We start from the raw sequence: 2,949 nt of genomic DNA on the forward strand, positions 1-2,949 counted from the left end.
CTTCACCACCCGCTTCCAGTCCGCGCCGGAGGCGTGGATCACCGAACAGGCCGGTGCGGGCGGCTGGTTCACCGGGCGGGCGCAGTGGCTCGGGGCCGTGTTCACCGACCCGGACAACCCCTTCGCCGCCTCACCGTGGCGGCAGGAGAAGGGCGCCCTGTGGGACGTCGGCCCGCACGCCCTGTCCGTACTGCTTCCCGTGCTCGGCGAGCCCCGGCGGGTGACGGCGGCGGCGTACGGTCCCGGGGACACCGTGCACCTGGTCCTGGACCATGCGAGCGGTGCGTCGAGCAGTCTCACCCTGAGCCTGACCGCGCCGCCGGCGGCGGCCGGCGCCATGGTCGAACTGCGCGGCGACGCGGGGATCACGCTCCTCCCGGAGGCCTCGGAAGGGGTCGTCCCCGCCCTCACCCGGGCCGCGGACGCCCTGCTCACCGCGGCCCGTACCGGCGTTCCCGACCCCCGCGACGCGGCGTTCGCCCTCCGCATCACGGACATCCTGGCCTCGGCGGAGGCGCTGCTGCGGGGCGGGACACACCTGTCCTGACGCATGCGCCGATTGCGCACCGGAGTGCTCCCGACGCGCTCCGTGCCGCCCGGGCCCGAGCGGCTTAAGTGGCCCTTAAACGCCGGTTAAGCGCTTGTGGGGGCTTGCCCGTCTCTTTACGTATGCGCAGGTCAGGGCTGGTTGAGGACAAGTCGGACCGCTGGCGGGAGCCCGTCGGTGTCCCTAGCATCAATGCCGCGCGCCGGTCCCGACGCACAGTCTGAGAGCGCTCTCTCAGGTGCTCCCCCGTCGGCCGACACGGCAAGGAACCCGCACCACCACTTCAGGAGACCCCCACATGACTCCTCGTCACCAGCGCACCCTCGGCCGCCGCAAGGTCCTCTTCGCGCTCGGCGGGGCCGCCGTGGCCCTGCCCGCCGCCGCGGCGATCGCCCCGCACGCCCTCGCGGACCAGTCCGGGGAGGAGAAGGCCGCAGCGTCAGCGGCGGGGCCCCTGCCGCTGACGGTCGTCAACAACAGCGGTTCCTTCGACAACCCGAGCGTCCACCTGTATGTCGTGGGCAACGCCGACGGGCGTCAGGTCCGGCTCACCCCCGAGGGCACCGTCGCTCCGATCGCCGTCTCGGACAACGGCCCCGACGGTTTCACCGACTACGCGATCAGCCTCTCCGGCAGCGGCGAGACCAAGCTGTCCCTGCCGTACATGTCCGGCCGGATCTATGTCTCCCTCGGCGCGAAGCTCAAGTTCAAGGCCGTCACCGACGGCAACGGAAACGCGGCGCTGCAGTACCCGGCCGGCTGGGTCACCTCCGACCCCAACTACGGTGTGCTGCACGACTGTGCGGAGTTCACCTACAACGCGTCGGGCATGTTCTGCAACACCACGATGGTCGACATGTTCAGCGTGCCGCTGAGCATCCGGCTCACCGGCTCCGACGACCGGACGACGGGTACCGTGCGCGAGGGCGGCCGCGCGGCGGCGTTCGCCGCCGTCAGGGAGGTGGAGGCGTTCTCCCGGCTGGTCGTGGACGACACCCGGATCATCGCCCCCGGCCACGGGCTGGACTCCGGCCTGTTCGCCAAGGACTACCTCGCCCCGTACATCGACGAGGTGTGGAGCACCTACACCGGCCGTGATCTCAAGGTCACCACCAACGCCGGTACCTTCACCGGCCGGGTGCGCGGGGAGAGGTTCTCCTTCGACGGGCCCGCCCAGGTCTCCTTCGGCAAGCCCTCCACGCGGGACGTCCTCTTCTGCGACGGCGCCCTGGCCGCCCCGAACGACGGCACCACCGGACCGGTCGCCGCGGTGCTGGGTTCCGGCTTCAACCGGTCCACGCTGCTCAGCCACCCCTCCCAGCCCACCACCGACCCCTCGGTCTTCTACCGGACCGAGCTCACCAACCACTATTCCAAGGCCATGCACGCGGCCACCGAGGACGGCAGGGCGTACGGCTTCGCCTTCGACGACGTGGCCGACTTCGCCTCGTACATCCAGGACACGGCTCCCACGGGCCTTCGGCTGACGCTCACGCCCTTCTAGACGAGTCTTTCCGAATACGGTCAGTGGTCGTAGGCGGTCAGTGAGCGGCTGATCGCCTGGCCGGTCTGGAAGTTGTGCCAGATCGCGGCGGCCAGGGCCAGCACACGCTGAGCGACACGGACAGCGACGCCCTCGACGGTGCGCCCGCCGTGTTGTTCCAGGTCGAGCTGGCCCTTGAGGGTGTCGTTGACCGACTCGATCAGCTGGCGGACCTTCTTGAGCATCGGCTCGCCGGGCCGCAGGATCTCCCTCTTCCTCGACGGCCGCAGCAGCGTGATGCCCTGTACGGACAGTGACCGCTCGAAGGTCTTCGACGCGAAGCCCTTGTCGCTGATCAGCAGCAGGCCCGGCCGCACGCGCACCAGCTCGGCATCGACCTCCAGCATCGCGGCCAGCACCTCGCGCTCGCCGAGCTTCGGATCGGCCAGCGCCCACAGGATCGGCATCCCGGCCGGGGTGCACACCAGGTACAGCCGCAGCCCCCAGAAGAACCGCGAATGCGACGCGCAGTAGCCGTAGTTGGCCCAGCCCGCCAGCTCCGAGCGCTTGACCGTGGGGCGGGACATCCCGCACGGCACCGGGGTCGAGTCCGTGATCCACACCGTGTCGTGCCAGAAGTCGGTGTCCTTGGCGAGCACCCGTATCACGCGTTTGATCTGCGGCAGCGCGGCACGCAGCCGCTTGTTGTAGCCGGCATCCTGCGGGACGAAGGGAAACATGTCCTGGAGGTGTGCGCGGACGTACCGCAGCCAGCGGGCCTCGCAGTGGAAGCCGAGCATCGCCTGCATGACCGCCAGGCACAGCAACTCCGAGTGACTGAGTTTCGGTGGCCGGCCCGGCAGCCGCACGATACCCGCCAAGTCGTCGTCGATCTTCACGTACAGTGCGGTCACGAGGG

General features: G+C 70.0%; 2 protein-coding genes and 1 pseudogene. 2 read left to right on the forward strand and 1 reads right to left on the reverse strand.

Annotated features, from left to right (window positions below):
• Window positions 1-547, forward strand: a pseudogene (locus tag B9S61_RS23800) (gfo/Idh/MocA family oxidoreductase); the annotation flags it as partial.
• A 298-nt stretch (window positions 548-845) separates the two neighbouring features.
• Complete coding sequence (locus B9S61_RS23805) at window positions 846-2,051, forward strand: glycoside hydrolase family 64 protein (protein ID WP_103544088.1); 1,206 nt, start codon at window positions 846-848, stop codon at window positions 2,049-2,051.
• A 20-nt stretch (window positions 2,052-2,071) separates the two neighbouring features.
• Here the strand turns inward: B9S61_RS23805 and B9S61_RS23810 are convergent.
• On the reverse strand, window positions 2,072-2,949 hold an 878-nt coding region (locus B9S61_RS23810), incomplete at its 5' end, for an IS982 family transposase (protein WP_374936231.1).

The sequence above is a fragment of the Streptomyces sp. SM1 genome, assembly GCF_002910825.1.
Taxonomy (GTDB): domain Bacteria; phylum Actinomycetota; class Actinomycetes; order Streptomycetales; family Streptomycetaceae; genus Streptomyces; species Streptomyces okerensis.